Below are 26,999 nucleotides of genomic sequence, written 5' to 3'. Positions count from 1 at the left end.
AACAAACTACACTTTAGATATTTAAGCGACTTTTTCCTATGTGAATTGAGTGTGAGGTGTTTTATTATCACTTTTCACTATAATTTTCTCCTTCTGGATATCTCTTACATCACTGCTTCTTATGTACAAATTTCATGATGAACTTCTTTTTTGTCATTAAATATTCTACATCTTTCGATCATCCTAGATCTGATTACAAAACAAAAATAACTATCGCAATATGCGATTGTGTGTAAAATATAATATCAAATTCATAATCCTCTTTCCCTTCAGTTATGTAACGAAACGATATAATTCCATAACTTTTTATATCTCTTGATTCTGTCTCTCTAAAGGATGACGAATTTCAACCACTGAACTATAAATTCTTTTTTCTTGATAAATTTCTTCTATTCATCACTTATGTAATTACCCTCATAATTGTATCGAATAAGCCCTTCTATTTCTTTCAACTTTCGTCTATACTGAGTTAGAGAAAAAGAAATTTGACAATAAACAGAGAAAACACTGTATTTTAAGATGGATGAATGTGCCTTTTATTACCATTGTTGATGGAAATATTTTTACAATTTAAATAACGAGTTAAAGTTTTTAACGCAGTGGTTTGTTATTATAAGTAATTGTTTTTCATATTAATTAATAATTCTGAATAACGTACAGTTTCTCAATGCCTTCTCATATTGAATCAATCAAGATTATCTTCTTGTACATCATAAGCGGGATTCGTATGCAAATAGAATAAAAGCTATTTAAGAAAAAACAAAAATGCTTCTTATGAACACCATAAATAATAGGAACTGCATAACATTGAAAGCTGGTAAATAGAACGATGGAGCCAGCTTATCTACCATACGGATAAGCATTATCATGGCATAAGATTAGAGTGTAGCAAATTTTATAAATGAATTATCACGAAAAAGTGTCCTGTTTAAATTAGCCCTTCATATATCAATCTACTCTATAATGTCGCTCATATTTTTACGCTTAAATGTTTTATTTATCGTATTATTTTGTTCATTCAAAACTTCTTTTCAAGCCACACAATAATCCCTTTCTGAACAGCTCTTTGTTCATAGTATGCATACATGCACTTTTACTTCGAGAAACAAACTCAGAAAAGAGATGCAATACTTTAGCCCTAATTTCCTGTACAAAAACTGCTAAGGCTCCAGTAATACTTTACTGTTTTATCACGCGTACAGCTACATAAAAATCCAATGTTTATTTATATCTATCCCCTCATAAAAAAGATACGCACTAAGAAATATAAGCTTTTGTTTTCCTTATTTTGATATTTTTGTAGCAATTTTCTCATCGTTTAGATCTCTTTAACGAGCAGTGTGTCATACTTTTTATCAGTTTCCAGTCTTATCTTTCAGATTTTAAATTTCCAATATATGATGAAATAAAGGAGTTCGGTGTGCAAAATTCTCGTTGGTTTCGCGTTTCAATACTCGCATCATGTATCTTAATAGCAACAGTCATTGTATTAGGTTCACCTCATTTGTTGCATGCACAAACATTTAATCAAAATTTAGGGCCCAGTGGTTTACCACTTCCGCGATTTGCTTCGATTAAACCCACCAGCGTTAATGTACGCGTCGGACCAGGAAGCAACTATTCTATCATTTTTACCTACAAAAAGAAGGGATTACCTATTGAAATCATTCAAGAATATGATCAATGGCGCAAAATTCGTGATGCCGAAGGCGATGAGGGATGGGTGTATCAATCACTTTTATCGGGAAAGCGAACTGCTATAACTATTCCATGGCAAAAAGATAAAACTAAAAGACTGATGCTACGAAAAAACCCCACCGACAACGCAGAACTTGTGGCAGAAGTAGAACCTAATGTCATTGGTAATATCCGCCAATGTGATGGACAATGGTGCGAACTAAATATTAATAATACGCGCGGATGGCTTCAACAACCACAGTTATGGGGAATCTATCCTGATGAAAAAGTAAAAGGCTGGTGAATACTCAAACTCAATAAGTTTAATTTTATTCCTTATTGAATATCCTCACTGCCTATCACAAGATCGATTTTTTGGTTTCAATCGCACGATTAAATCAACATGTGAAATTTCCATACCTTCTGGTGGCTTAGGCAAATTTCTAATAATGGGAGATTCTTCCAAATTGTAAGGAATATCAAGAATACGATTTTCACCTTCTATATAAAAATGGTAGTGATCAGAGGTATTGGTATCAAACCAAGTTTTTGAGCCTTCTACGGCAATAATCCGTAATAATCCCGCTTCCGTAAATTGATGAAGCGTATTATAAACCGTTGCTAAAGATACAGGTACACCTGCCCTCACCGCTTCCTCATAGAGCTCTTCAGCAGTAATATGACGATTTCCTTGAGAAAAAATCATATGTGCAAGTTCCAACCGCTGACGTGTTGGACGCAGACCATTTTGACGCAAACGTTTTTCTAACATAGAAATGGAATAATATTGCACCATTTTTCCACACTCTTTTGTGCACTGTTGCTCTTCATTCATATCTAAATTGTCTGCACTCACTGACATATTACAAACCCAAATACATTCCTGCTAAATAAGATCAAAATACAAAAAAATGGGAATAGTATGGTGTAATCTTGTATTCCATTTTTAAATAATTACCTATGTAGAATACATAAAAAAAGGCTTTTGTCATTAAAAATGATATAAAATCATTTCCCTCTCTTTAAAATTTGCTCTAAAAGTAGGTTGGGAAAAGCGCAGAAATTAAAGATATATGCAAATAAATGGAGTAACAATGGCTGAACAAAAGTCTCGCTACACATATGAAGAGCTTCTAAGCTGCGCTCGCGGCGAAATGTTTGGTAGAGGTAATGCGCAATTGCCAGCACCGCCAATGTTGATGATTCATCGAATCACTCAAATTAGTGAAACTGATGGTAAATACGATAAAGGAATGGTTCGCGCCGAATTTGACATTACACCAGACATGTGGTTCTTTAATTGTCACTTTATAGGCGATCCCGTCATGCCAGGATGTCTCGGACTGGATGGTATGTGGCAATTAACAGGTTTTTTTCTTGGTTGGCTAGGCGAACCAGGAAAAGGAAGAGCAATATCAACAGGTGAAGTAAAGTTATCAGGGATGGTAACTCCACAAACCAAAATTCTTGAATATGAAATAGATTTTAAGCGTATTCGACGTGGAAATTTAGTCTTAGGAATAGCTGATGGGTGGCTAAAAGCAGATGGAGAGACTATTTATAAGGCGAATGATTTACGCGTTGCTTTATTCAAAGAAGATTGAACGTTATTTCCGTCAGAAAGAACTTTTCACTATTCTGTATGGAACGAGGAGGTATGAATGCGTCGAGTTGTTGTAACCGGAATGGGAATTGTCTCCGCGATTGGAAATAACCCTAGAGCTGTTTTAACCAGTTTACGTGAAGCAAAATCCGGAATTTCTTACGCACCTCAATATGCCGAATTAGGCTTTCGTAGTAGAGTTTATGGCAAACCCGATATTAATATAGAAGAACTCGTAGATCGACGTGCTCTACGTTTTCATGGGCGTGGAACAGCATGGAATCACATCGCCATGGATCAGGCGATTGCTGATGCGGGTCTAGAACCGCATGAAGTATCGAACGAACACACGGGTATTATTATGGGTTCTGGAGGTGCTTCAACACATTCAATCGTAGAAGCTGCTGACATTACACGCCAAAAAGGTCCAAAACGTGTTGGACCTTTTGTTGTCCCTAAAGCGATGAGTTCTACAGCATCTGCAACATTAGCAACTTTCTTTAAAATAAAGGGAATCAATTATTCAATCTCTTCAGCTTGTGCTACCTCCAATCATTGTATTGGTAATGCTTACGAAATGATTCAATATGGTAAACAAAAGCGCATCTTTGCCGGTGGCTGCGAAGATTTGGATTGGACACTATCTGTTTTATTCGATGCCATGGGCGCTATGTCCAGCAGATATAATGACATTCCTCACAAAGCTTCACGTGCTTATGATGTTAATCGTGATGGTTTTGTCATTGCTGGAGGGGCTGGCGTTTTAGTCCTTGAAGATTTAGAACTTGCTAAAGCACGTGGTGCAAAAATCTACGGAGAAATCGTTGGATACGGTGCGACATCCGATGGACATGATATGGTTGCCCCATCAGGAGAGGGAGCGGAGCGGTGCATGCGCATGGCTCTTGCAACAGTCAATAATAAAATTGATTATATCAATCCCCATGCGACAGCAACTCCTGTTGGTGATCCTCCTGAGATAGAAGCTATCCGTCGTGTCTTTGGAGCAGGTGATCAATGCCCCCCCATTTCTGCTACCAAGTCTCTAACAGGACATTCCTTGGGAGCAGCAGGTGTTCACGAAGCAATCTATACATTGTTAATGATGAATCATAATTTTATTTGTGAAAGTGCCCATATTGAAGAACTTGATCCAGCTTTTGCTGATATGCCAATCGTTCGTGAACGACGTGATCATCAACAACTGAATACCGTATTGTCGAATACTTTTGGCTTTGGCGGTACCAATGCAACGCTTGTTTTCCAACGTTATGTATAAACAAAAGCTCTTAGTAATTGAAAAAAGTACGGTCTTACGGAGAATAATATGAAAGGTTTGATGGAGGGCAAACGCGGCCTTATTATGGGAATTGCGAATGACCATTCAATTGCTTGGGGCATTGCCTGTCAGCTCGCACAAGCAGGAGCGGAATTAGCGTTGACTTATCAAGGAAATGCTTTTGGAAAACGTGTTCATCCCCTAGCAGATAAACTTGGGTGCAAATTAGTGCTAGAGTGTGACGTTGAAAAAAGTGAAAATATTGATTACGTCTTTGAGCAACTTGAAAAAGAATGGAAAACAATTGATTTTATTGTCCATGCCATTGGTTTTTCAGATAAAACTCAGCTAAAAGGGCGTTACGTTGATGTTACAACACGTGAAAACTTTCAACGCACGATGGTTATTTCAGCTTATTCCTTTACTGAAATTGCCCAGCGCGCGGGTAAGCTTATGCCCAATGGAGGAACACTTTTAACTCTTACCTACGGTGCTTCACAGCAAGTTGTGCCTAATTATAACATCATGGGTGTTGCTAAAGCAGCTTTAGAAGCTATGGTACGTTATTTAGCAGCGGACTTTGGTCCTCAAAATATCCGTGTCAATGCGATTTCCGCTGGTCCTGTTAGAACTTTAGCAGGTAATGGTATTGCAGCTGCGCGGGCAATATTTTCACATCAACGCCGTAATGCCCCATTACGGCGTACCGTAAATATTCATGAAATTGGAAAATCTGCTCTTTATCTACTCTCTGACTTATCATCAGGTGTTACAGGTGAAATCCATTATGTTGATTCAGGCTATAACATCATGTCTATGCCAATACTTGAAGAACTGAAAAAAAGTGACGATTCCCAAGAAGAATAAAATTTATTTCATTGCACTAAAAAAGAAAATAAATCATGTCCATAGTGCTTTAATCGGGTATTGAGTACTTTCTCAGCTATATAATAGTGTATTGACTTATAATAATATGACGTAAGGCATATGTGCAAATGTTTGTAAGAATAAGTCAATACAAAACCAGATGTACGATGCCTTGTTTCGCAAAATATTTTATAAAAAGCCGGAGTATTTCTTCAATCCATGGTTGATAAAGTGTGTATTTTATGACGTTATTTACCTTACTAAAGCATACGCTTTTGTCGTTGCTTATAAATCAATATCCAGCCCTCATGCTACCGTAGTTTGAAACAGAGATTAGAGAATTATTAAAATCCTTAGTTTCAGCTTTTGTATAGCAAATTGAAAAAAATATTCCTACCGTTTGATTTATTCTTGAAACGCAAATACAATCTAATTTAGGACGAATATGAAGGCGTAAAGAAATCAATCATTAATCTTACTATTATTCTTTAATGAGGCTTTACGATTTTAAAAGCATGTACATCAATGTTTTTTTAATAATGGAGGTTACGCTTTACCTCACACCTTTATTTTTCTTGTTCTTTAATGAAAGCATTTCTCTGATGTGTCAGGTAAAATAGAACACCCAAAAACACTATAGCTGTTTCTCCTTCATGCATTTTTTAAAGATATCTCTCAATGCACGCCATTCCATTTCACAATGGTACCTGTAGAACGTATAAAAAATCCCTGTGAAGTACATAAAATCCTTTTTTTACCACCATTTTAATGTTTATACAGATGACAAACCGACACCGTCATTTTACTTGTCATGTTCTAATATTGAAACAACCCTTGACACTTGAGATGATTCATTAGAAGTATCTTTAATAATTTTTATCCACATACTAACCCGCTTGTGACAAGCAAACACATATTTTTAATTAACTCAATACAAAAATAAAATGAATTATTTATATAAATCAATTTTTTATCTTTATAATCACATTATTTTTCAGTGTAAATGACAGCCACAAACAAGTACAATAATATTTTTTTCAACCTTAGACTTTCAAAGTTATAATTCCAAAAATCATTTCTTGCATATAAAAAACAGAATTGACATGTGAGAAAATAAAAGACTTAAATATTTCTACTGAACAGCTTCAAGTGCTTAGAGCTGTCTCAACATTGGGGGGTGTAATGATGCTCGGCTTCCTCCTTCATAAACGTAAAGATGGGGATGTGCACAATAGCTTTATCGTTACACTATTCACGGTTACCGTCGCGAAGTGGACTTGGAAGTTTTAAGAGAGGTCTCTTTAAAACAAGCGCGTGAATATACAACAGCTATCGTGTTTTTTTGGGCGTTCTATTTTACCTGACACATCAGAGAAATGCTTTCATTAAAAAATGAGAAAATAAAGGTGTGAGATAATCTCCATTATTTAAAAGATATTGCTTTAGATAGCGTAAAACTGAATTTAAAAATGATTGTAGAAATGGGAACTGGTTTTCATCTTTAAAATTTCATCTTCTTCCCAAAACAGATTGTCTTCTTGTTTTAAAGAATTACAAAAACAGAGATACATAATATCCCTGCCCCGATATTCTTAACTTATACGTTACATAAATAAGATGCTTCTACCTAATGAGTCTTGTATTATTCTGTTTGCAAATATCATTGTGAGATGAATTTAAGAGACAATAGAAATATCTTGTTCATTACATTACATAAACATGTGTAAGTGGAAACGATAATTTATCTTCAAAGAGATAGCCCTTAGATAAAAGCAAAAACTTTCATATTTCAGCCATGTTTCATAAAGAATCGAATGATATGAATCTATAATTTGCTGGAATATGACTACCTTATACAACCATCAATAAAATCTATTTTATATGTCTATCATAGCATGTTTCTATTTTTTACGATTTGAATTATTAAAAAACAGGATATCATTGTATTTCGTCCTTGAGGGCGCGGCTTAGTAATGTATTTGCCGCTTCAGTTATGTTTTTACCACAATAGAGAATTTGATAAATTTGTTCTACAATGGGCATTTCTACCCCAATACGCTGCGCCAACGTATGTACTTCCTTGGTATTTAAGTATCCTTCCACAACCTGACCAATTTGTTTTTCCGCTTCTTTTATATCTATTCCTTTACCAAGAAGTATTCCAAAACGACGATTACGTGACTGATTATCAGTACATGTCAAAACCAGATCACCTAAGCCTGTCATTCCCATAAATGTGGAAAGCTCAGCACCCATAGCCCCCCCTAAACGACTGATTTCAGCTAGTCCTCGTGTGATAAGAGCTATTCGTGCATTTGCCCCAAAACCTATGCCATCTGATATTCCTGCACCAATAGCAATAACATTTTTGACTGCTCCCCCTAATTGAACACCAATCATATCTGAACTTTTATAAACTCTAAAACTTTTGTCACAATAAAAAAGTTGCTGCAATTCTTTACCAAACTCAACATCAGAAGCTGCTATCGTCATTGCAGTAGGCCAACCAATAGCTAGTTCTTGAGCAAAAGTTGGTCCAGAAAAAACAGCTAAAGGAATTTTTTCACCTAAAATCTCACGAGCAACCTCTTGTAAAAAACGTCCAGTACCATGTTCTAAACCTTTTGTAGCCCAAATAACACGTGAATACTGATCTAAATAAGGCTGAATATTACACAAAACTTGATGAAATACATGGCTTGGAACTGCGATTAATATATTGTGACTCGCCGTTATTGCAGTTTCAAGCGAAGCTTCAAGTAATAAATTGTCAGGAAATCGAATATCGGGTAAATATACTTGATTACAACGTTGTTCCTGTAATTCTTTGATATGTTGAGGACTATATCCCCAAAGTAAAACATTATGACCATTACGGGCAAGAGCTATCGCTAATGCAGTACCAAAAGAACCAGCACCAATAACTGTCATTGCAACGGTTTTCATTAAGTTTTCTGATTATTCTCTAAATTTTTGATTTCAATTGCATATTATTATTACAAATAACTTTAATGCTATCTTTAATATAAATTCTGTAAATCTAAAAACATTACTGCTTCGTGTTTTTTTATCTCACACAACATAAAAACTTGTTTCTCACATTCTCTTTCTTTGTAGTAAATTTTACAAACATCACTTTTTGTATATTCTACAAATAGCTATTTGTCTCAAAAATTAAAGCTTGACTAAATACCCCACGGACTTTCTCTTTTAAATTAAAAGTATATTCAAAATAATGATACTCATATCCACTGATATCTTGTATTTTTTCCCTTCTTTATATCCTACGAATTTCTTCTACGAGCTGATACATGCCGCATCAGCTCCATAGATATTTCTAACAACTACTCCACAGGAAACTGTGTATTTGGATCTTGATCCATGGGTATTTCTGAACCAGGCGCTTGATCTACAGGAGTTTGCGTACTTAGACCTTGCCCCATGGGTATTTCTGAACCAGGTGCTTGATCTACAGGAGTTTGCGTACTTAGACCCTGCCCCATGGGTATTTCTGAACCAGGCGCTTGATCTACAGGAGTTTGCGTACTTAGACCTTGCCCCATGGGTATTTCTGAACCAGGCGCTTGATCTACAGGAGTTTGCGTACTTAGACCCTGCCCCATGGGTACTTCTGAACCAGGTGCTTGATCTACAGGAGTTTGCGTACTTAGACCCTGCCCCATGGGCATTTCTGAACTAGCTTCTTGATCTACAGGAGTTTGCGTACTTAGATCTTGCCCAATGGGCATTTCTGAACCCTGTATCTTTTCTGGCTGTTTTCTTACGGATATATCTTTGCTTGATAACTGCTCAGACACTGAAGAATCATCTCTACTTGATATTTCCGGTTCAATAACACGTCCTGAACCACCCATCATATTATAATTTAAATGAGAAATAGCCCACCAAGTTCCCCCAATAATAACAAAAACGCAAATAGCAGCAAACCATAACGCGCTTAAATTCCACTTGGCGTCTGGACCAGAATTCAAGTGCAAAAAGAAAACAATTTGTACTATAATCTGAATGATCGCCATCCCAATAAGATACGCAACCTTTGTACTAACTGCCCAACTTTCCATCATTCCATACATCACAGGAACAAAAGAACCCAAAGTGAAAAATACAGCCAGAATAAAACCAACCAAATAGGAACCAGTACTGGGACCATGTGTTTCATTTTGCACGCTCATCACAACGCTCCTAATAGATAAACCATGGTGAAAACACCAATCCATACAATATCAAGTAAATGCCAAAAAATGGAAAGGCATGCTAAACGTGTTTTATTGTTCTGATCCAAACCATTACGACGAAGATGAAAAAACATCACAACCATCCAAAGAAGACCAACACTTACATGAAGTCCATGGGTGCCAACCAAAGCAAAAAATGCTGACCAATAAGCAGAGAGAATTTCCCGTCCAAAAAGCTGTAAACCTGTTGCAGGATCAATACCCGCATAAGCATTTGGATCGTAATAAAAAACCTCACTCAAAAGTTCATGAAATTCGTAAAGTTCCATACCAATGAAGCAACACCCCAATACAAAGGTAATAGCCATCCATAAACGCACACCACTGATGTTATTTTTATGTGCTTGTACCATTGCAAAGCCATAAGTGACGGATGAAAACAACAAGAAAGCAGTCTCAACCAAAACAAACTTTAAATCTATAAACTCATTACCCGCTTTACCACCGCCATAAGAAGCAGAAAATACAGCAAAACTTGAAAACAATGTCGAAAACAGGATTAAGTCTGAAAGAATATAGACCCAAAAACCAAACGTCATTACCGAGCTACTATCGTGGTGAAGTTCATCTATAGTACTCGCGTTATTCATTATTACAGCACTCATACTGTCACTCCTTGTTCTTTAAGAACAGCCGTAAAGGCATCTTCAGTTTTTTGCACTTCTTCAGCTGGAATATAGTAACCATGATGATCACCTGTTAATGAATGACACACAAGCGTTGCAATAAAACCAACCAGTCCAACCGCAACAAGCCACCAAATATGCCAAACAAGTGCAAAACCAACAACTAATGAGAAGAATCCCGCAATAATTCCAGCAGATGTATTTGATGGCATATGAATTTTTGTAAATCCACTTGTCGGCCGTTGATAACCACTTTTCTTCATATTCCAATAAGCGTCATCAGACTGTATCTTTGGAAGGAGGGCAAAATTATAGGAAGGAGGCGGTGAAGAGGTAAACCATTCAAGTGTACGTGCATCACCCCAAGAATCATTTAATGTTACCGGTAAGTGACCTTTATGCTTAATACCGTACCAAATCGCCAAAACAACCTGTAACACAAAACAAAGAATACCAAGTAAGATAATACAAGCACCTAATGCAGCAATAATAAACATCGGCTGCCAACTAGGTTCCATGTAATGCTGAAGACGACGCGTCGCCCCCATTAAACCAAGCGCATAAACGGGGAAAAAGGCAAGGTAAAAACCAATAAACCAACACCAAAAAGATGCAATACCTAGTATGCGATTTGGTTTATAACCAAAAACTTTTGGAAACCAAAATGCAATCCCCGCTAAGTACGCAAAAACCACACCTCCAATAATTGTATGATGGAAATGTGCTATCAAAAAGAGCGAATTATGAAACTGCCAATCAGCAGGGACAATAGATAATAAAACACCGGTTAATCCACCACCAACAAATGTAAAGATCATGCCCATGCACCAAAGCATTGGAGGCTCAAAGCGAATTCGACCTTTATACATCGTAAGCAGCCAATTAAAGACTTTTACACCTGTTGGAACTGCGATGATCATTGTCGCAATACCAAAGAAAGTATTTACAGCTTCACCGCCACCCATTGTGAAAAAATGATGTCCCCAAACAAGAAGCGAAAGAATCAAAATAACCAACATGGCCCATACCATCGAAGTATAACCAAAGAGGCGCTTTGAAGAAAAAGTTGACACAACCTCAGAAACAATTCCAAAAGCAGGAACAACCAAAACATAAACCTCAGGATGACCAAAAACCCAAACATAGTTAATCCATACCATCGGATTTCCGCCACCAACATTAGAAAAGAAATTCATGCCCAAATAACGATCGCATGCCAAGAGTGCAAATGCTACAGCCAAGACAGGGTAAATAACTAAAATAAGAACATTGCTGACAAAAGCACTCCAACAGAAAATAGGCATTCTCATCATTGTCATTCCAGGAGCACGCATTTTAATCATCGTTGCAATAAAATTTACTGATCCCATTGTTGTTGCAATACCAGAAAGCTGAAGTGACCATAAATAATAATCTACCCCTGTATCTGGACTCGTTTGCAATTCTGTAAAAGGTGGGTACATCAGCCAACCACCACGACCAAAATTACCAACACCTAGGGATATGTTAATTAATATTGCCCCCGCAGCCGTAATCCAAAAACCTAGATTATTTGCAAAGGGAAAAGCAACATCACGCGCACCAATTTGAAGCGGTATAAGATAATTAAAAAGACCAAATAAAATAGGCGTGGCCATGAAAAAAATCATGATCGTACCATGCGCCGAAAAAATTTGATCAAAATGCTCAGGGGGCAAATAACCCGCTGTTTCACTCCCAAGAGCTAAAGCTTGATGCGTTCGCATCATAAGTGCGTCCGCAAAACCGCGAACAAGCATAATAATTCCAAGAACGATGTACATAATACCTATGCGTTTATGGTCAACCGTTGTAATCCAATTTCGCCATAGAATCCCCCACCACCCAAGTGCTGTTAAAGCAATAACAGCAATTAAACCAACCAAAACAATCGCAATACATGTATACAAAACGATCGGTTCATGTGCAAGCGCATGAAAAGCACCTGCCGTAGGATCTGTAAGTCTTCCAAACATTTCTCAACCCATTTCAAATGAAATTCAAGTTTAAAAGAAACCTTTGTTAAAAGGGCTCTTTACTTTATTGACTCTGTTAAATAACATCAGGATCAAATACTGAACATAGTGCACCCCACAGCGTCTGAGCAGCAGCACGTTTCATTAAATCTTCATTACATACCGTCTTTTCATCGACACATCGATTAACAACACGATAGTAAAGCCGCTTCTCAACAGGTGCAAAATAACGAACTTCAGCATCTTTTTCCTTCGCAGCAATATCACCCATACGAGGCGCAATAGAAAGTTGACGATAAGATGCACGATCAAGTACTCGACCATTAGCCCGAGCTTTTACAATCCAATCCTCAAAATCCTGCAAAGACACAGAATGCCACTTAAACCGCATACTCGAAAAACCATCACCACTGTAATTTGCTGAGGCTCCTTTGAATACTCCTTGCTCTTCAGCGACCAAATGCAACTTAGCATTCATCTGCGGCATAGCGTAAAGAACTGTACCCAATTTGGGAACCCAAAAAGCATTGACAGAATTCTCTGACGTTAATTGCAATAAAACTTGACGTCCTTCAGGCGCATAAATCTCATTAATCGATGCAACACCATATTCAGGATAAATAAAAAGCCATTTCCAATCAAGAGCAACAGCATCAATCTGTAATGGCTTTCCTTCACCCACAACTTCCACTGGAAGAGGATTTGTAGGTTCAAGCTTATAGGTATAATAAGCTGTTAATGAACCTAAAACCATTACAATTACAACTGGAATACCCCACATCAATGCTTCAATTTTATTTGAATGCGCCCAATCAGGAGAATAGTCCGCTTTCATATTCGATGCACGATATTTTATAGCTAAAAATACCACACTCACCATAACTGGGATGACAATACAAAGCATCACCACCACACAAACAACGATCAAAATGAGCTGTTGACGTGCAACATAACCTGATGGCTGTATAACATCAATTTTACAACCAGACAAAAGCAGTGCTCCCCCTAAAATCACAAGCATTTCTAATTGTCTAACAAAGCTTTTCACCTTTATTTACCCCCGTCATACGCACTAAAAATTGTCATAAATATATACCTCACATTGTACAGATTTGAAAATAATTATCAAGAGAATTCAATGCCTATATTACTCTTATTAAACGCCTACTCTTTATCTATCACAATTTAATTGTTTTGCTTAATTGTTTTGCAATATACTCAAGTGCAAACCAATATCCATCACCTCCACACCCAGTTATGACAGCGTCTACACCTGCAGATGTATAAGAATGGTGACGAAAAGCTTCACGCTGATAAATATGAGATAAATGAACTTCTACTTTCGGCCCTGAAAACATTTTTAGGGCATCAAGAAGTGCAACAGATGTATGACTGTAAGCCGCTGGATTAATGATCAATCCAGAACTTGCCTCTATTGCTTCTTGTATCCATGCTACTAATTGCCCTTCACAGTTACTTTGATAAAAATTTATTATAATATCATTTTTTTTTGCCCATTCTCTGCATCTTTTTTCAATATCTTCTAGAGTTTCAATTCCATAAATTTCTGGCTCACGTTGACCTAGAAAATTTAAATTAGGACCATTTAAAATTGTTATTATCTCTGACATAGCAAGCCTTTTCTTTCAGACCTATCACTTATTAAAAAAATATTTAGCATGTTTTTATGGCAATAAAGCTCCATCCTTAATCTCAAAGAATTCTGCGCGTCCTTTTAAGTCATCGAATAAAAGACGATCTGTTCCTGTCATAAATGTTTGTACAGCTAAATCATCAAGAATATCAAATAGAGCAGCACGTCGATGCGAATCAAGATGGGCAGCCATTTCATCAAGAAGAAGAATGGGAGATCTTTCCGATATCATACCTGTTAGACGTGCATGACACAAAACTAAACCTGTCAGCAGCGCTTTTTGTTCACCTGTTGAACAAGATGTTGCTGCTCTATTTTTATCAGCATAAAAAACCTGCAAATCTGCACGATGTGGTCCTTCTAACGTCCGACCAGCAGCACGATCCATTGCGCGATTATGCCGTAATCGATCACAAAATTGTTCTTCAACTTCAGTTGCTGATATTTCACTAAGAGCTGTTTCCAAAAAACCATCAATTTGCAAAAAAGCTCGTGGAAAAGGTATCTGTGATGGCATTTGTGTAAACATGTCATTTAAAAGACGAATAACATCAACACGCGCCGCAGAAATAGCTGTCGCCAGTTCTGCCATCTGCTTTTCTAAAGCATCAAACCAAGCACAATCTTCATTTCCATCTAAAAACAAACGATTACGTGCGCGCATAGCTCTATCATAATCGGCTATGCGGCGCCTATGCAAGGGATCAATCGCCAAAACCATACGATCCAAAAAACTACGGCGCTCAAGTGAAGGACCTGTAAAAAGACCATCCATAGACGGTGTTAGGACACTAATATGACAATAATCTGTTAGGCAATCACTCGACTCATTCACACCATTAATATGGACCTTTCGACTGTTATCGCTAACCTCGAAAGCTGTACCAATCTTTACTTCACCATAAAGAGCGCATTCAAGACGCGCAAATACAACAAATCCTCCACCACCATCTACAAAGCTAACGTCAGAATAAACAGCGCGCCGCAAACCACGGCCAGGAGAAAGAAAAGATAATGCCTCTAAAAGATTCGTCTTACCAGCACCATTATGGCCAGTAAAAACCACATGCTGACCAGAAAAATGAATATTGAAAAAAGAATAATTGCGATAACGTAAAAGCTTCAGCTGCCTCACTGCCACTTTGTGCACATGACTGGCCATACATTGCAAAACAACCGCCCCTAAACGCGAATAGGCATCAGTACATAGAGCACATCCACATCATCATTATCACGAATCAGAGCGGGTGCTCCAGCCTCAGCCAACATAAAAACCATCTCATCGCTTGAAAGCTGCCCAGCAATATCCAAAAGATAACGTGAATTAAACCCTATCTCAAGCGGTTCAGATGCATAAGTTACTGATAATTGATCTTCTGCACTGCCCGAATCTGGGCTATTAACAACAAGCCTTAACTGTCCATGCTCAATCGTTAATTTAACTGCACGCCCCCGATCACTTGAAATCGTTGAAACACGATCAACGGCAGAAGAAAAGTCCTGCCTATTAACAATTAATTCTTTATCATTTCCAAGAGGGATAACACGTTGATAATCTGGAAATGTTCCATCAATTAATTTTGATGTAAAAATCACAGAGCCTATAGAAAAACGAATTTTTGTCTCTGAAAGCTCTATACACACATCACTATCATTTTCTTCTGAAAGAAGTTTTTGCAATTCTCCTACAGCTTTACGGGGAACAATAACACCAGGCATTCCCTCAACTCCCGAAGGAGCTTCCATCTCAACTTGTGCCAAACGATGACCATCAGTTGCAACCAAACGCAATTTCAAAACATCATCATTAATAATATGGAAATAAATACCATTAAGATAATAACGGGTTTCTTCAGTAGAAATAGCAAATTGTGTACAATCAAGTAAATGTTTTAAGCCTGATGCCGATAAAGAAAAACGATAACCAAACTGCCCAGGAAGCGACTCTGGAAAGTCTGACTTCGGAAGACATTGAAGCTGAAAATGTGCACAACCCGAAACCACGGACATTGTACCTGCTTGATTCTCATCGACGGATAATACAACTTCATTGCTATCAGGAAGTTTTCGAATGATATCATAAAGCAAATGTGCTGGAACAGTTGTTGCTCCAGCTTGTTTAACATTAACTGCAAAAGATTCCATAACCTCTAAATCAAGGTCTGTTGCTTTTAACTGTACACGGCCATTTTCTGCATCAATCAACACATTCGATAAAATAGGAACAGTATTACGGCGCTCTACCACACGGTGAACCCGACCAAGAGACTTGAGAAATTGACTGCGATCAACTGTAATACGCATAAAAGCCCCGTATGATTTACTAAAAACTATAAGAATTCTTTAGACTTAAAGAATAGACCCTCTTTAAGAATCGCCTGCTAGAGTTTATTAAACCTCTCTTAAAATGGCAAGTCACTCCTGCATAAGAAAAAATAAATCTTTTCATTCAATTCTTTAAAGTCTCTCCAAGGAAAGAAACGATAAACACTATACAGCCTGTTCTCCAATCAACCGCTTAAGCAATTCAAGTTCCTTAGCCAAGGTCTGATCACCACAAACCAAATCTTCAATTTTACGCACAGCGTGTAAAACTGTTGTATGATCACGCCCACCAAAACGGCGCCCAATTTCTGGCAACGAGCGAGGAGTCAATACTTTTGCTAAATACATTGCAACTTGCCGTGGCTTCACAACCGTACGTGTTCGACGATTAGATAACAAGTCCTGTTTAGAAACATTATAATGGCGTGCTACCGTACGCTGAATTTCTTCAATCCGAATACGCTTAGGTTCACCAGGACGTGTCAAGTGACCTAATAACTCATCAATCCGCTCTAAAGATAAATCAGACTCAAAAGATTGACGAAACAAGAGCTGATTAAATGCACCTTCAATATCACGCCCCGACCCTAAAACCGTTTTCGCAATATATTCCAAGATATCATCAGAAATTGATACCATGCCATCATCTTGTTGTGCCACCTTCAACCGCTGGCGCAACATTTGCAAACGCATTTCATAATCTGGTGCTTCAATTTCAAGGGCCACCCCTCCCTGAAGACGAGAGCGAACGCGAAGATCAAGCGATTCTAATTCTGCTGGTGGACGATCTGCAGCGACAACAACCTGTTTTGCACTATCAAGCAACATATTAAGCAAATGGCAAAACTCGTGTTGTATCGACTTACCCTGTAAAAACTGCATATCATCAATAATTAAAAGGTCGATATCACGAAGCTGTTCTTTAAAAGAAAGAGCATCATTATCACGAATAGCTGTTGCAAAACGCCACATAAAATATTCAGCAGTTAAATAAATAACGCGCGCAGACGTTAAACGCTTCAATGCAGAAGCAGCAATCGCTTGAAGCAAATGTGTTTTTCCTAAGCCAACAGATGCGTGAATAAAAAGAGGATTAAAACGTAAAGCACTTTTATGCCCCTCCGCAATAGAACGCGCAGCGGCTAAAGCAACACGATTAGAAGCCCCCTCAACAAAACTTTCAAAAGTATAACGAGAATCAAGTGGAGATCCAAAAACTCCCGTTTGAGAACTCTTAACTGAATGCTCTGCGCAACTTTCAACAAAAGATGAAGTCGCCTGCTCCTCTAGTACAACAGAAGGAACACTTCTTTTACAAACGACATCTCTTGAAACGCGTTCCATACCACGAACAATAACTTCAACACGAAGAATTGCTGAATTCTCTTGTTTCCATAAATGAGTCAAAAGAGAACCATAGTGATTATTAATCCATGAACGTAAAAAAGCAGTAGGAACAGAAAGCTTTACAAGAGTATGACTATATTCAGCAAGCTTCACGCGCCCAAACCAACTGGTATAAGCCTCAACACCAACCTGTACCTTTAATTGCGCCATAACACGTATAAAAGCCGCTGCACTTTCCTCCTCTGAAACAATAGAATGCCCTATAGGAGCACTTCTACAAACATTCTCATCACTCTCCGTCATCCTATTCTTTATTATGTTCTCTGCCGACAGGATATTTACCGAAACCCTTTTAAAGGAACTAGCTTTAGAGTTCAATTTATCCACCATCTTCCATCCTGATAAAAATAAAATTTTGTCCTGCCAAACAGCTAAAATAAATCTAGCGAAGGCAAAACGCCCTACCCCAAATAAGATTACTCACCCTCCCCTAGGATAGCCTCATCACAACCCCACTAACAAAGATGACCAATAAGATTTACTTGCACTCATGATATGACCCACCCTTCTAAAATGGTAAACATATCCATTAAGAAAACTAGAAAACCGTCAGAAAACCTCTCCAACACAAAAGTTTAGAAAAGCCTAAATCAAAACATCTTGTATTCAACAAAGTACAGAATAATACGCTGATGTGACCCCTTCATGCTTTTTAGTCTTCATAAGAACCATACAAAACAGCAGAGGTAAAATGCAAGAGGTCAAAATAAAATCAAAAAACCCAAAAAAAATGCTTATATTAATGAGGACTGAAAAAAATATTGATTCAATTCATTTTTTTTCTCTAAATTTACCAATAATTAAAGAATCTCTTCAGATTTAAAAAAAAAAATAAAATGCTTGACAAAAAAGACTCTGTAAAAATCCACAAAGCTTGTGGATAACCATACCCCCCTCTATAAACTTTCTCTCCTTTTTCAAGTGGAGAATCATTATCGATTCTTATTTCAATAGAAACTTTTTGAAATAATAAACAAAAAGCCAGCATCCTCATGGATACTGGCTTTTTTCTCAATTAAAGGAGAAAAAGTTTAAACGCTGAGAGCCTTCAACCGTTTAGCTAAACGCGATACTTTCCTCGCAGCAGCATTTTTATGAAAAACCCCTTTAGAAACTGCACGCATAATTTCAGGCTCAAAATTCTTAAATGCAATCTCCGCAGATGCCTTATCGCCACCCGCCAAAGCATCATCAAACTTACGTATAAAAGTACGAACGCGTGAACGGCGGGCCTTATTAACCTGTGTGCGCGCCGCAACCTTGCGCACCGCTTTTCGAGCAGAAGGTGTATTCGCCATAAATATAATCTCTCTTTCAACACCTTGGTAAAATGAGTCTCAATAACAACTCTACCAATATAAATAAATCCAACCCAAGCAAAACTATAAAGCTGCCTATAACTCGTGTGGTTTATAACGCAATCCCAAAGCTAACGTCAATTAGATTTTCAAAGATAGTCATAAAAAAACGAAGCCAAACTCTTTGATCCGCAACTTTATAGCCTAATAATAGATATTCCTTAACAAACAAAAGAATCTAAACAGCTAACTTACGCAAGACATATTGCAAAATTCCACCATGATGCAAATAATCTAGCTCATCTTCAGTATCAACACGGCATAATAATGGAACGGTTTTTACCGTACCATCAGAAAAAGTAATTTTCGCTACAGTCTTTTGACGAGGTTTCAAGTTATGAATCCCTTCAATTGTCACCTTTTCATCTCCCTTTAAGCCTAAAGATTTCCAACTTAGCCCCTCCTCAAAGACAAAAGGGACAATGCCCATACCAACAAGATTAGAACGATGTATCCTTTCAAAAGATTGCACAATCACCGCTTTGACACCAAGAAGATTGGTCCCCTTGGCAGCCCAATCGCGTGATGATCCATTACCATATTCAACACCTGCAAAAACAACGAGCGGAATACCTTCTTGTTTATACGCCATTGCTGCATCGTAAATGGTTTGTTCTACCGCTGACGGATAATGAACCGTATAACCTCCTTCTCGACCATTTTCCCCTAACATAAAATTACGAATGCGAATATTGGCAAAGGTCCCACGCACCATAACTTCATGATTCCCACGACGCGTTCCATACTGGTTAAAATCAGCTACTTTAACACCATGATCCATTAAATATTTTCCGGCAGGAGAAGCTGCTTTAATAGAACCAGCAGGAGAAATATGATCCGTCGTGATTTTATCACCAAATAAACCTAAAATCCGTGCATCTCTAATATCTGGTAAGATATCAGGCGTTTTCTGCATATCATCGAAATAAGGTGGATTGCGTACATAGGTGGATCGCTCATCCCAAGAATAGGTAGAACCCGTAGGAATCTGAACTTTTTGCCAATTTTCATCTCCCTTAAAAACATCTGCATACTTTTCGGCAAAAACCTTACGCGTGACATTTTTTTCGATAAACTCCTGTATTTCTTGAGAAGTTGGCCAAATATCTCTCAAATAAATGGGTTGGCCATTTGAATCTTCACCAAGAGGCTCCTTGGTTAAATCCTTACACACCGTCCCGATGAGCGCATGTGCAACAACTAACGGTGGTGAAGCTAAATAATTCGCTTGCACATCAGGGGAAACACGCCCTTCAAAATTACGATTTCCTGAAAGAACCGCAGATGCAATTATACCATTGTCATTAATCGTTTTGGAAATAGCTGGATGCAAAGGACCAGAATTCCCAATACATGTTGTGCACCCAAATCCTACTAAGTTAAATCCCAGTGCATCTAAATCTTTTTGCAGACCCGAATTTTGAAGGTAAGCTTCAACGACTTGTGAACCAGGTGCAAGAGAAGTTTTTACCCATGGTTTACTCTTGAGCCCCTTTGCCACAGCATTTCGTGCCAAAAGACCCGCTGCAATAAGAACACTTGGATTCGATGTATTCGTACACGACGTAATCGCAGCGATCACCACATCACCGTGACCAAGCGTATATTCTTCACCCTCGACCTGATAACGCTTATCTTGTCCAGAAGTCTTCTTATAGTCTTCGACCAATGCCTTCTCAAAACCCTGCCCAACGTTTTCCAATGCAATACGTCCTTCAGGACGTTTAGGACCAGCCATAGAAGAGACAACAGTTCCCATATCTAATTCAATTGTATCACTAAAAATGGGATGAGCTACCATTTCATCATGCCACATCCCTTGTGCTTTGGTGTAAGCCTCCACTAAGGCAATCCGATTTTCATCACGCCCTGTCATATTGAGATAACGCACTGTCTCCTTATCAATTGGGAAAAAACCACACGTTGCTCCATATTCAGGTGCCATATTTCCAATCGTTGCCCGATCAGCAAGTGTCATATGCTCCAAACCAGGACCAAAAAACTCAACAAATTTACCGACAACACCCTTCCGACGTAGCATTTGAGTCACCGTCAATACGAGATCGGTGGCTGTTACACCTTCCTTAAGTTTACCTGTTAGACGAAAACCAATCACTTCAGGTAACAACATAGAAACAGGTTGGCCTAACATTGCTGCTTCTGCTTCAATACCACCAACACCCCAACCTAAAACCCCTAAACCATTTACCATAGTCGTATGCGAATCAGTTCCCACACAGGTGTCAGGATAAATCGTCTCACACCCCTCTTCATTCTTCATCCATACACATTGTGCTAAATATTCTAGGTTAACCTGATGACAAATCCCTGTTCCTGGAGGAACAACACGAAAATTTTGAAAGGCTTGCTGCCCCCATTTAAGGAAACGATAGCGTTCACCATTGCGTTCATATTCATGCTCGACGTTTTCCTTAAAAGCCATGGAAGTGCCAAAAGCATCAACAATAACTGAGTGATCAATGATGAGATCAACGGGAATGAGAGGATTGATTTTTTCAGCGCTACCACCAAGTTTAACCATAGCATCACGCATTGCAGAAAGATCAACAACTGCTGGAACACCTGTAAAATCCTGCATAAGAACACGCGCAGGACGGTAAGCAATTTCTGCCCCGGCACTCCCTTTGTCGTTTAACCACTTAGCAACATTGAGGATATCCTCTTTTTTAACTGTGCGACCATCTTCAAATCGCAATAAATTTTCGAGAATAACTTTCATCGAAAACGGTAAACGAGAAACACCCTCAAGTCCGTTCTTCTCCGCTTCGATCAAACTATAATAAATATATTCTTTGCCACCAACATTTAATACTCTGCGACAATTAAAGCTATCAATTTGAGTCATGACTGTCCACCCTCAATACTATAACCACCCAATTTCCAGGAATGAACAACACAAACTACGAGTCAAGGTCGCAGCTTGAGCGCAGACGCAATTACCTCCGCTATCCATTTCCCCTCCACCTCTCATAGGCAAATGCGGAAATCAGCGCCAGAAACCATTTTACACCAGATATTGATGTAAGGTATCCTTTATAGAACTATTTCTAGAACTATTCTAGGTACAATTGCATAAAAAATGTGTTTTTTATTCTATAATACAATAAAGAATATGAAAATAAAAACAAAATAGGCAATCACATGGTGTTATCAGGCAAAGATTTAGCCGCTTACAGAAACGAAGAAATTCTGTTTAAAGGTCTTTCTTTTTGTTTATTTTCACAGCAACTTATGACAATCACCGGTCCTAATGGTATCGGAAAGTCTACATTACTCCGAATCATTGTCGGTCTTCTTGAAGCTGCTGAAGGTCATATAATACTTAAAGACCATGATCAAATATACCCTGTTGCAACTGCCTGTCATTATCTTGGTCCTCAAAATGCTATGAAACCTCTTTTATCTGTCATTGATAATTTGCAATTTTGGGCAGATTTTTACGGTCAACATTTACGTTTTGCGCATGAAGCTCTTGCCGATATTGGTCTTTCTAACCTTGAACATTTACCCTTTAACGCTCTGTCAACTGGACAACAAAGACGCGTAGCTATTGCTCGCCTTTTGCTCTCCTATCGTCCTCTTTGGATTTTAGATGAACCAATATCTGGGCTTGATAACCATGCTCAAAAACTCCTTGCTCGTATTTTCCAGCGTCATCTCAATCAAGGTGGTATGATTATCGCTGCAACTCATAATTCCATAGGCATTCCAGAAAACCATAAAATCGCTCTGGAAAAATTTTTACCTCTCTAGGAGAGAATAAAATGAAAGCACTGTTCTGGCGTGATCTTAAACTATTATTAGCGCTACAAGCCTCTTCACTAACAGGATTATTGTTTTTTATCGCTGTTGTTGTCATAACCCCCTTTGCCATTGGGCCAGACCCAAAAATCCTTGCACAAATAGGACCAGGTATATTGTGGTTTGGAGCCCTTCTTGCAGGGCTTCTCAATCTGAACAAACTTTTCCAAATCGATCGCGATGATGGTAATCTCGACCAATTTATCCTTTCAGGACAAAGACAAAGTTTTACTCTAATTGTCTTTACCAAATGTTTTGCCCATTGGGTAGGAACGATGCTTCCTCTTATTTTTGCCACACCTATTTTAGCCCTCATGCTCCATTTAGATGTAACAATAACTTTTACAACAATACTCACCCTTTTATGCGGAACACCAGCTATTATTTTTATTGGTGCTATAGGCGCTGCACTCGCAACCTCATTGTTGCACAGTACTTTGCTTATTTTTATCATTATCTTGCCGTGGATCATTCCAATTATGATTTTTGGTGTTTCGGCTGCTACAGCCCCAATAAACCCAAATACCTCTTTTCTTACTTCCCTAGCTCTTCTCAGTGCTTTTTCACTTCTTTTGAGTCTCTTTAGCTCTTTTGTTGCTGCAATAACGCTTAAACTTTTATCAGAATAATAAAAGATGATTGCCGCATAGCAAAACTCTGCCTATTATGAATTTTATGAATGAACTATCTCGTACATATAAAATCAAGTCACTCCCTGCAAGTTTCACCCTTTTCATGAAAATAAGCAGTATCGTCTTACCTTGGTTGGCCGGCATAACATTGTGTTTCCTTATCTTAGGGCTTATGCTGGTGATGCATTCTCCTGATGACTATCAACAAGGCATTACTGTTAAGATTATGTACCTTCATGTTCCCTTTGCGTGGTTGTCTACATTCTGTTATGTAACGATGAGTGCAGCGGCATTAGGAAATCTGATTTGGAAATATCATCTTGCTGACGTGGCACTTAAATGTGGAGCGCCTATTGGGGCAATTTTTACCGCCTTGGCTCTCATGACAGGAGCGCTTTGGGGGCGACCTACATGGGGAACATGGTGGGTCTGGGATGCACGGTTAACATCAGTTTTAATTCTGCTTTTTATCTATCTCTCCATTATCCTGCTTGGGCGTGCTTTTGACAACCAAGTAAAAGCCGCTCGTGCGACTGCAATTCTTACACTTGTTGGATTTGTTAATATCCCTGTTATTAAATTTTCCGTTAATTGGTGGAATACATTGCATCAACCAGCATCATTGTTACGTGCTGGAGGATCAACAATCGACAATGCTATGTTATGGCCCCTTATAACAATGCTCTTTTGTTTTATCTTTATGTTTATTGTGCTTTATTTGATGGCTATGCGAAATGAAATCAATAGTCATTATATCCGAATACTTCAGATTAAAAAATCCCGTCGTGCACAACAACAGGACGCTTCATCATGCTCGACCTAAATGGCATCCACAGCGGACTTTTAGGAAATCTATCTCAGAAAATTGATTTTTTCCTTAGCACCCTTAAACACGAGCAAATTGTTGTTTTAAGCTATGTGCTTTCTGCAATATCTCTCTTATGTCTTATTGGATATATTCTTTGCAAAGCTCTATACCAAAAAAAAATTCTCCAACAACTAAACAAAAAAGAGCTGTCACAAAAAGAAAAGTATAATGAAAAACATCCCTCCAAACTTAAAAAAAATATATCTTTGCCTGTTCTACTTGTTTTTTTTGGACCATTTGTTCTTTTTCTTCTTCTCATGGTGTTTTTTTTCAACTTTATGGATAAAAAACACCTTCAAGATTCTTCTCTTCTCGCAAACGCATTGGCTGAAAAACCTGCTCCCAATATTCATCTTCCTCTTCTTGATAAAGAAAATTATCTCAATTCAAAACAGTTTAAAGGACGTGTCACATTGGTCAATTTTTGGGGCTCTTGGTGTCTGCCCTGTCGCGAAGAACATCCTATTCTTATGCAAATTGCACAAGATAAACGTTTTGATCTGATTGGTATTAATTATAAAGATAATAAAACAAACGCTCTGCGTTTTTTAAACAGTTTTGGTAATCCTTTTAAATTTATTGGCTTTGATGTTTCAGGATATACAGCCATTGATTGGGGAATATATGGCCCCCCAGAAACCTTTCTCTTAAATAAAGAGAGCATCATTATTGCCAAACATGTTGGTCCCTTAACGTGGCAAATTTATCAAAAAAAAATTCTACCAAAAATTGAACAAGCGATTATGACAGAAGAAAAATAAAATAATGCAGGTTTGTAAAAACATAACGTTTTATCATGCTATGTATGCTATTTTATTTATACGGACCATCATTCTTCTTAGAAAAATTTTACAAGAGCATTACCATTGTTGATTCAAAAACATGTGTAAAGAAATATCTGTTTGGGAGCTTTATTTTTGATTACTTGGACAAAAACAATATTGCTGTAGAACCATCGTTAGATTAGTGACAGCAACCAACTATTATTTTCAAAGTCATATAGTATTTTGTCTTCGCATTTTTATCTAAAATGCACATTGTTATGAGGGGACTTCACCACTATTCTCATCTTTTTTATAAAATAACAAACCCGTTCCTTCGCAGCGTCATTGTTATATTTATTCCCATTACACTATCTGTTCGTAATAGACTCTATAAAGTCCATATTGAGTCTATACATTCTTATTCTATCGATAATTTCTCTTATGATTATAACTAATGAGCTTTTTTGACTCTTAATAAGATAAATTCGAGTAAGAAAATATGACTACAATCAAAAAGTCTCATTTAACAGAGAAGATAAGTTATGAATACATAATCAATCTATCAATGAACATTATAAAAGAATTCATTGTAAGAAATAAACTTTTGAGATGTAAAAAGTATAAAAGAAGCTTTTTCGAGAGGAGAAAATATATTTTACAGAGAACTCTTTTTTAAGCACTCTATAACGTAATTACTGATCTCAACAGAAAAATCACTCGTATACATTAAAAAATTCTAAGACAAAAAATATTCTAGAAGTTCATATGAGCTTATGCGCAAACTTTTATGACGCAAATAAAATAGGCTTTTGTTGCAATCATCATTTTTTATGAAAAATATTTGATTATGTTTTTTCTTCTAAAAATTCTTGCGGTGTAAAACAATATGTTTTTGAGCAAAATTCACATGTGACTGAAATATATTTATTTTTAACCATTTTATTGCGTTCATCAATAGAAAAGCCTTCTAGGATTCCTTTAATTTTTTCGTGTGAACAAGAACATTGATCGACAAGAGAAAAAGGATTAAAAACTCTAACACCTTGTTCATGAAAAAGACGGAACAAGAGCTGTTTACTACCGACTTGGGGATCTGTTAATTCTGAACTTTCAATCGTTTCCGTGAGTATTTTAGATTCCTGCCATTGGTTATCCAATTGGGTATGAGTTTTCGTTTCTTCTCGCTTTTGATGAGGGGCATCTATTTTATGATGAGACGATTCTTGGGGTAAAAGTTGGATCAAAATACCTCCAGCTCGCCAGCTTTTCTGCGGTTTTCCTTGTTGGTCACGATTAATTAATATAGCAACAGCCAGACGGATATCGGTAGGAATTTGTTCTGATTGATCAAAATAAATACGAGAAGCTTCTTGTAAATTTGATCCATCTAATGCAACTATCCCTTGATAGGGTTGCATATGGGGACCTTGATCAATTGTGAAGGCTAAAGTGCCTTTTCCTAAAAGTGTTTCTGAAGAGGTTTGACCATTGTCTATGGCTTGTTTCAGCTGTTCTTTATCAAAACGAGCGTATCCACGTAAACTGGAAGGAGGCGAAAAATCGCACACCAACATATTAACCGGTCCATCGGAATGGGTTTGTAGAATAAATTTTCCCGTAAGTTTTAGAGAAGTTCCAAGCAGAACCGTTAAAAGTAAAGCTTCTGCCAGAAGATAAGAAACCGGTTCAGGGTATTGATGTCTGTTAAGAATAGAATTTAAAGTTTCCCCAAGTTTTACGGCACGTCCACGGATATCAAGTTCTTCAACTTGAAAGGGAATAACACTATCATCTTCATGCAAGAAGTTGTTGTTGGGAGAGGCTTCATCTTTAGCTTGTTCACTCATAGCTTTGCCTTTTTTATATA

The 26,999-nt window shown here is 37.6% G+C and carries 21 protein-coding genes; 8 read left to right on the top strand and 13 right to left on the bottom strand.

The genetic code is table 11. From position 1 onward, the window contains the following. Positions 1 to 1,420 precede the first annotated feature (1,420 nt). Entirely contained in the window at positions 1,421 to 1,981 is a 561-nt protein-coding gene (locus PVV63_RS01325; protein ID WP_026500127.1) for an SH3 domain-containing protein, read from the top strand. A gap of 45 nt (positions 1,982 to 2,026) precedes the next feature. Here PVV63_RS01325 and irrA read toward each other — a convergent pair whose 3' ends face one another. After that, complete coding sequence (gene irrA, locus PVV63_RS01320) at positions 2,027 to 2,539, bottom strand: iron response transcriptional regulator IrrA (RefSeq protein WP_273790284.1); 513 nt, start codon at positions 2,537 to 2,539, stop codon at positions 2,027 to 2,029. Positions 2,540 to 2,771: 232 nt separating this feature from the next. Here irrA and fabA point away from each other — a divergent pair, with 232 nt between their 5' ends. Genes fabA through fabI form a run of 3 tightly spaced genes read left to right on the top strand, consistent with a single transcriptional unit; the run spans position 2,772 to position 5,426 of the window. After that, positions 2,772 to 3,281, top strand: coding sequence for a 3-hydroxyacyl-[acyl-carrier-protein] dehydratase FabA (gene fabA, locus PVV63_RS01315; protein ID WP_273722474.1), 510 nt, complete (start codon positions 2,772 to 2,774; stop codon positions 3,279 to 3,281). Between the two features lie 57 nt (positions 3,282 to 3,338). Beyond that, positions 3,339 to 4,559: a beta-ketoacyl-ACP synthase I gene (gene fabB, locus PVV63_RS01310; RefSeq protein ID WP_273790283.1), complete on the top strand. Its 1,221-nt coding sequence runs from the start codon at positions 3,339 to 3,341 to the stop codon at positions 4,557 to 4,559. Between the two features lie 48 nt (positions 4,560 to 4,607). Then, on the top strand, positions 4,608 to 5,426 hold the full coding sequence (gene fabI / locus PVV63_RS01305) for an enoyl-ACP reductase FabI (RefSeq protein WP_273790282.1): 819 nt from the start codon (positions 4,608 to 4,610) through the stop codon (positions 5,424 to 5,426). 1,938 nt (positions 5,427 to 7,364) lie between these two features. On the opposite strand, the gene gpsA is transcribed toward fabI, so the two are convergent. The 11 genes from gpsA to acnA all read right to left on the bottom strand — a co-directional run bounded on the left by gpsA (position 7,365) and on the right by acnA (position 21,912). Further along, on the bottom strand, positions 7,365 to 8,372 hold the full coding sequence (gene gpsA / locus PVV63_RS01300) for an NAD(P)H-dependent glycerol-3-phosphate dehydrogenase (RefSeq protein WP_273790281.1): 1,008 nt from the start codon (positions 8,370 to 8,372) through the stop codon (positions 7,365 to 7,367). A 398-nt stretch (positions 8,373 to 8,770) separates the two neighbouring features. Next, complete coding sequence (gene cyoD, locus PVV63_RS01295; RefSeq protein WP_273790280.1) at positions 8,771 to 9,619, bottom strand: cytochrome o ubiquinol oxidase subunit IV; 849 nt, start codon at positions 9,617 to 9,619, stop codon at positions 8,771 to 8,773. Next, positions 9,619 to 10,287 (bottom strand): cytochrome (ubi)quinol oxidase subunit III, encoded by a 669-nt coding sequence (locus tag PVV63_RS01290; protein WP_273790279.1) that lies wholly within the window; start codon positions 10,285 to 10,287, stop codon positions 9,619 to 9,621. The genes cyoD and PVV63_RS01290 overlap by 1 nt, the downstream gene beginning before the upstream one ends. Beyond that, complete coding sequence (gene cyoB, locus PVV63_RS01285) at positions 10,284 to 12,302, bottom strand: cytochrome o ubiquinol oxidase subunit I (protein ID WP_273790278.1); 2,019 nt, start codon at positions 12,300 to 12,302, stop codon at positions 10,284 to 10,286. The genes PVV63_RS01290 and cyoB overlap by 4 nt, the downstream gene beginning before the upstream one ends. A 76-nt stretch (positions 12,303 to 12,378) precedes the next feature. Next, positions 12,379 to 13,350, bottom strand: coding sequence for a ubiquinol oxidase subunit II (cyoA, locus tag PVV63_RS01280; protein ID WP_273790277.1), 972 nt, complete (start codon positions 13,348 to 13,350; stop codon positions 12,379 to 12,381). A 130-nt stretch (positions 13,351 to 13,480) separates the two neighbouring features. Beyond that, positions 13,481 to 13,933 carry a type II 3-dehydroquinate dehydratase gene (aroQ, locus tag PVV63_RS01275; RefSeq protein ID WP_273790276.1) on the bottom strand — a complete coding sequence of 151 codons (453 nt, stop codon included), beginning with the start codon at positions 13,931 to 13,933 and terminating at the stop codon, positions 13,481 to 13,483. 54 nt (positions 13,934 to 13,987) lie between these two features. Continuing rightward, positions 13,988 to 15,118, bottom strand: coding sequence for a DNA replication/repair protein RecF (recF, locus tag PVV63_RS01270; protein WP_273790275.1), 1,131 nt, complete (start codon positions 15,116 to 15,118; stop codon positions 13,988 to 13,990). A 20-nt stretch (positions 15,119 to 15,138) separates the two neighbouring features. Further along, complete coding sequence (gene dnaN, locus PVV63_RS01265) at positions 15,139 to 16,260, bottom strand: DNA polymerase III subunit beta (RefSeq protein ID WP_273790274.1); 1,122 nt, start codon at positions 16,258 to 16,260, stop codon at positions 15,139 to 15,141. 186 nt (positions 16,261 to 16,446) lie between these two features. After that, on the bottom strand, positions 16,447 to 18,018 hold the full coding sequence (dnaA, locus tag PVV63_RS01260; protein ID WP_273790273.1) for a chromosomal replication initiator protein DnaA: 1,572 nt from the start codon (positions 18,016 to 18,018) through the stop codon (positions 16,447 to 16,449). A gap of 701 nt (positions 18,019 to 18,719) precedes the next feature. Then, entirely contained in the window at positions 18,720 to 18,986 is a 267-nt protein-coding gene (gene rpsT / locus PVV63_RS01255) for a 30S ribosomal protein S20 (protein WP_273790272.1), read from the bottom strand. A 238-nt stretch (positions 18,987 to 19,224) separates the two neighbouring features. Further along, positions 19,225 to 21,912 carry an aconitate hydratase AcnA gene (gene acnA / locus PVV63_RS01250; RefSeq protein WP_273790271.1) on the bottom strand — a complete coding sequence of 896 codons (2,688 nt, stop codon included), beginning with the start codon at positions 21,910 to 21,912 and terminating at the stop codon, positions 19,225 to 19,227. A 296-nt stretch (positions 21,913 to 22,208) separates the two neighbouring features. Between acnA and ccmA the strand changes: the two genes are divergently transcribed. The 4 genes from ccmA (at position 22,209) to PVV63_RS01230 (ending at position 25,129) form a co-directional block, all read left to right on the top strand. Continuing rightward, entirely contained in the window at positions 22,209 to 22,820 is a 612-nt protein-coding gene (gene ccmA, locus PVV63_RS01245) for a heme ABC exporter ATP-binding protein CcmA (RefSeq protein WP_273790270.1), read from the top strand. An 11-nt stretch (positions 22,821 to 22,831) separates the two neighbouring features. After that, a complete protein-coding gene (gene ccmB / locus PVV63_RS01240; RefSeq protein ID WP_273790269.1) occupies positions 22,832 to 23,497 on the top strand; it encodes a heme exporter protein CcmB in 666 nt (221 codons plus the stop codon). A gap of 46 nt (positions 23,498 to 23,543) precedes the next feature. Beyond that, a complete protein-coding gene (locus PVV63_RS01235) occupies positions 23,544 to 24,323 on the top strand; it encodes a heme ABC transporter permease (RefSeq protein ID WP_273790268.1) in 780 nt (259 codons plus the stop codon). Between the two features lie 191 nt (positions 24,324 to 24,514). Then, a complete protein-coding gene (locus tag PVV63_RS01230) occupies positions 24,515 to 25,129 on the top strand; it encodes a DsbE family thiol:disulfide interchange protein (RefSeq protein WP_273790311.1) in 615 nt (204 codons plus the stop codon). Positions 25,130 to 25,977: 848 nt separating this feature from the next. On the opposite strand, the gene PVV63_RS01225 is transcribed toward PVV63_RS01230, so the two are convergent. Further along, complete coding sequence (locus PVV63_RS01225) at positions 25,978 to 26,979, bottom strand: Hsp33 family molecular chaperone (RefSeq protein WP_273790267.1); 1,002 nt, start codon at positions 26,977 to 26,979, stop codon at positions 25,978 to 25,980. Positions 26,980 to 26,999 lie beyond the last annotated feature (20 nt).

Source organism: Bartonella sp. CM31XJBT, assembly GCF_028618555.1.
Taxonomy (GTDB): Bacteria; Pseudomonadota; Alphaproteobacteria; order Rhizobiales; family Rhizobiaceae; genus Bartonella.
This window is presented reverse-complemented; position numbering and strand designations above follow the sequence as displayed.

What these genes read in the sequence shown, in the direction of transcription:
- irrA (WP_273790284.1), bottom strand. Translation starts at nt 2,539, where the DNA reads ATGTCAGTGAGTGCAGACAATTTAGATATGAATGAAGAGCAACAGTGC.
- fabA (WP_273722474.1), top strand. Translation starts at nt 2,772, where the DNA reads ATGGCTGAACAAAAGTCTCGCTACACATATGAAGAGCTTCTAAGCTGC.
- fabB (WP_273790283.1), top strand. Translation starts at nt 3,339, where the DNA reads ATGCGTCGAGTTGTTGTAACCGGAATGGGAATTGTCTCCGCGATTGGA.
- fabI (WP_273790282.1), top strand. Translation starts at nt 4,608, where the DNA reads ATGAAAGGTTTGATGGAGGGCAAACGCGGCCTTATTATGGGAATTGCG.
- gpsA (WP_273790281.1), bottom strand. Translation starts at nt 8,372, where the DNA reads ATGAAAACCGTTGCAATGACAGTTATTGGTGCTGGTTCTTTTGGTACT.
- cyoD (WP_273790280.1), bottom strand. Translation starts at nt 9,619, where the DNA reads ATGAGCGTGCAAAATGAAACACATGGTCCCAGTACTGGTTCCTATTTG.
- PVV63_RS01290 (WP_273790279.1), bottom strand. Translation starts at nt 10,287, where the DNA reads ATGAGTGCTGTAATAATGAATAACGCGAGTACTATAGATGAACTTCAC.
- cyoB (WP_273790278.1), bottom strand. Translation starts at nt 12,302, where the DNA reads ATGTTTGGAAGACTTACAGATCCTACGGCAGGTGCTTTTCATGCGCTT.
- aroQ (WP_273790276.1), bottom strand. Translation starts at nt 13,933, where the DNA reads ATGTCAGAGATAATAACAATTTTAAATGGTCCTAATTTAAATTTTCTA.
- recF (WP_273790275.1), bottom strand. Translation starts at nt 15,118, where the DNA reads ATGGCCAGTCATGTGCACAAAGTGGCAGTGAGGCAGCTGAAGCTTTTA.
- dnaN (WP_273790274.1), bottom strand. Translation starts at nt 16,260, where the DNA reads ATGCGTATTACAGTTGATCGCAGTCAATTTCTCAAGTCTCTTGGTCGG.
- dnaA (WP_273790273.1), bottom strand. Translation starts at nt 18,018, where the DNA reads ATGGTGGATAAATTGAACTCTAAAGCTAGTTCCTTTAAAAGGGTTTCG.
- rpsT (WP_273790272.1), bottom strand. Translation starts at nt 18,986, where the DNA reads ATGGCGAATACACCTTCTGCTCGAAAAGCGGTGCGCAAGGTTGCGGCG.
- acnA (WP_273790271.1), bottom strand. Translation starts at nt 21,912, where the DNA reads ATGACTCAAATTGATAGCTTTAATTGTCGCAGAGTATTAAATGTTGGT.
- ccmA (WP_273790270.1), top strand. Translation starts at nt 22,209, where the DNA reads ATGGTGTTATCAGGCAAAGATTTAGCCGCTTACAGAAACGAAGAAATT.
- ccmB (WP_273790269.1), top strand. Translation starts at nt 22,832, where the DNA reads ATGAAAGCACTGTTCTGGCGTGATCTTAAACTATTATTAGCGCTACAA.
- PVV63_RS01235 (WP_273790268.1), top strand. Translation starts at nt 23,544, where the DNA reads ATGAATGAACTATCTCGTACATATAAAATCAAGTCACTCCCTGCAAGT.
- PVV63_RS01225 (WP_273790267.1), bottom strand. Translation starts at nt 26,979, where the DNA reads ATGAGTGAACAAGCTAAAGATGAAGCCTCTCCCAACAACAACTTCTTG.